The sequence below is a fragment of the Flavobacterium pedocola genome, assembly GCF_053764385.1.
This window is the reverse complement of record NZ_JBSNCR010000015.1, coordinates 1-3,656: the sequence shown is the minus strand read 5'-3', so window position 1 is coordinate 3,656 and position 3,656 is coordinate 1. Positions and strand designations below refer to the sequence as shown.

General features: G+C 41.7%; 1 protein-coding gene. It reads left to right on the top strand.

Going from position 1 to position 3,656, the window contains the following annotated elements; all coding sequences use genetic code 11:
- Window positions 1–177 precede the first annotated feature (177 nt).
- Window positions 178–3,656 (top strand): choice-of-anchor J domain-containing protein (locus ACWPKD_RS15155; protein ID WP_455413532.1); only part of this gene is annotated, 3,479 nt, incomplete at its 3' end.

Below are 3,656 nucleotides of genomic sequence, written 5' to 3'. Positions count from 1 at the left end.
GATTGTAAAAAAGTAACCGGACAAACCATAAAATAAAAAGCACCCAAACAGGTGCTTTTTGTTTAACCGGTTGTTCTTTTAATCTAAAAGTTTACAACAAATGAGTGGATAATCTACTCAATAATTCTAATACAAATCAAAGAACAACACAACAACAAAAAACTGTTTATCATCATTATGAAAAAAAATACATTAGTACTTATAATGTTGTTGTTTTCTATGCTGGGATATTCCCGGTTAAAAGAAAGCCGTGAAAATAAAGGAGCTTTTTCTTCAGGGAGACTAACCGAAAAAAATCTTCTTAAAAAAAACGGAGCCTCGAATACCGTCAATCCAAAACGTAAAAAAACGGTTGGCAAAAAAGCTACTGAGACTCGTTTTTTTTCTCCAACTTGCCCTCAACCAACAAACTTGATAGTGGTAAGTGCATCCGGATCTTCAGCTACAGTACAATGGACTGAAGGCGGAGGCGAATCGGAATGGGAAATCGTTGTTCAGGCTCCCGGTTCCGGTTTACCCACAGCGAGCAGTACTATTATTGGTGTCGGAAGCAATCCTTTTACAATAACCGGATTAAATCCGCTATTATCGTATGAATATTATGTAAGAGCAGTTTGTGATCCAACTGACATGAGTGATTGGTCTGGTCCGGTAGCTATTAATTTGGGTTGTGGCATGTTTTCGGTTCCTTTTACTGAAGGCTTCAACTCGGCATCTGTTTCACAAGCATGCTGGACGGTGACAAACGTAAATGCTGATGCGGATTCATGGAACATGGACTACACCACTACTCCTTTTGAAGGAAACCAGTCCGCAATGCTTTTTACGGATCTTAATGCCGGAAACAATAACGATTGGTTGATTTCGCCAAAGATTAATTTAAATTCCACACCTCGTCCGAAGCGATTAAAATTCCACTATAAAGTGCAATCGGGCGCAGAGCCAAACGACTTTAGAGTTGTGTTGTCCACGACAGGATCAGCAACAACGGATTTTACCCAGACAGTTATCCCTTTAACCTCATACACAAATACCACTTATGCACAACGGATCATAAACTTGGTTGATGCATCGAACAATCCATTAACAGGTCAGGTACATATTGCCTGGCATGTTCCTGGCAGCACCTTGGATGGTAATCGATTGTATATTGATAATGTGATTGTTGAAGACATTCCGATGTGTCCGGACCCAACAGGATTAACGGCAAGCAGCATGGGCTATACCACAGCTACTTTAAACTGGACACCTGGATATAATGAAACACAATGGGAAGTAATTGCTTTACCAACCGGGTCCCCTGCTCCTATTTTTGGTTCTGTGGGGACAATGGTTACCAGCCCACCTCCCTTTGTGATGAATAATTTACTAGCCTCAACGACATACGATTTTTATGTAAGAGCTGTATGTGCTTCTCCTTATCTGAGTAATTGGTCTGGTCCGGCTACCGCTGCTACTTTGATTGGGTACAACCAGTGTTCAATGCCTCTGACCCTTCCGGTTAACAGTACAAATCAGTGTACTCAGGTCCGAAATGTATCACTTGTAGGATCAACAGCTTCTCCTGAAGGCGGTACGGGTTGTGGCACAAATAACTCAGGTGATATCTGGTTTCAGTTCGTAGCCAGCAATTCAACACATACTATTGATTTGATCAATTTTACCGGAACCCCTTCTCCAATTGCTTTAACACTTTATTCTGGTCAGTGTGGCAGTTTGAATCAGATAGCATGTAGCTTTAACAACTCGATTACAGCAACGGGATTACAGGTTAACAGTGTTTATTTAGTAAGAGCATCATTAAATAATGTTACTACAAACCTTAACGTACAGTTTAATGTATGTGTAAAAACGCCGCAACCTCCAACTAATGGCAGTAGCTTAAACTGTATGATTAATACAGTTAATGCAGATTTCGAATACCCGGATATTACCGGTACAAACCCAAATCTTACCACAAATGACTATACAGTGTTAGGATGGAGAACGACCGCTACGGATCACATAATAGAAATCTGGCCTTCACCAAACTATGAAAACCATCTTGCTTATTCAGGTGATCAGTTTATCGAATTAAATGCACATCAGGTTTCTGCTGTGTATCAGGATTATGCTACTCCAACCAGTACTGTATTTAACTACGGATTTGCCCACAAAGGAAGACAAGGTTTAGACACTGTTGCACTTTTGGCAGGACCACCGGGAGGACCTTATGTTGAAATTCGCCGCGTTAGTACAGGAGTAGCGGCCTGGAGTTACAATACAGGTTCTTATACAGTTCCAGCAGGTCAGCCGATTACCCGTTTTCTTTTCCAATCAATCAGCAGTGTTGGAGGGGCAACTATCGGAAACTTTTTAGATGCGATTACCTTTACGGCAGATAACAGTATTATTTCTGCATCCCCATTAGTTTTGGATTGTAATAACGATACGGTAAATGTAGTATCTGCAGGAATTGGAACATGGTCAGCACACAGCACAAATCCTTCAGCTACAGTTATTGGCAATACTTCAGCAAATACTACCACTATCTCCGGATTCTCTGTGTCTGGGACTTATCAATTCAGTTGGACTACTTTATACTGCACCAGTACTGTGGAAATCACTTATCTGAATAACGGTAACACAGTACCTGCTTTTACTCAGGTGCCACCAGTTTGTTCATCAGCAGCTATTGCGGCTTTACCAACTACTTCCAATAACGGAATCACGGGAACATGGTCGCCGGCCATCAATAATATGGCTACCACGACTTATACGTTTACCCCGAACGCCGGACAATGTGCTACAACACAAACGATGACCATCACAGTAACTCCGGGGGCAACACCTAACTTTACGCAGGTAGCTCCAATTTGTTCAGGTGATGTATTATCGGCTTTACCAACAACTTCAAATGAAGGAATTACAGGTTCTTGGTCACCGGCTTTAAACAATACGGCTACAACTTTGTATACATTTACTCCTAATGTCGGACAATGTGCTGCAACACAAACCATGACGATTGTCGTGAATCCGATAGTTACACCAAATTTTACAGCGGTAGCCCCAATTTGTTCAGGTGATGCATTAGCGGCTTTACCAACAACTTCCAATAATGGAATCACGGGAACATGGTCACCGGCTTTGAATAATACTGCAACAACAGTGTATACCTTTACGCCAGATGCCGGGCAATGTGCTGCAACACAAACCATGACGATTGTTGTGAATCCGATAGTTACGCCAAATTTTACGGCAGTAACTCCGATTTGTTCAGGTGATACATTAGCCGCATTACCAACAACTTCCAATAATGGAATCACAGGAACATGGTCACCGGCTTTGAATAATACTGCAACAACAGTGTATACCTTTACGCCAGATGCAGGGCAATGTGCCACAACACAAACCATGACGATTGTTGTGAATCCGATAGTTGCACCAAATTTTACGGCAGTAACTCCGATTTGTTCAGGTGATGCATTAGCGGCTTTACCAACAACTTCCAATAATGGAATCACAGGAACATGGTCACCGGCTTTGAATAATACGGCTACTACCACTTATACGTTTACGCCAGATGCAGGACAATGTGCTACAACACAAACCATGACGATTATAGTGAATCCGATAGTTACACCAAATTTTACGGCAGTAACTCCGATTTGTTCAGG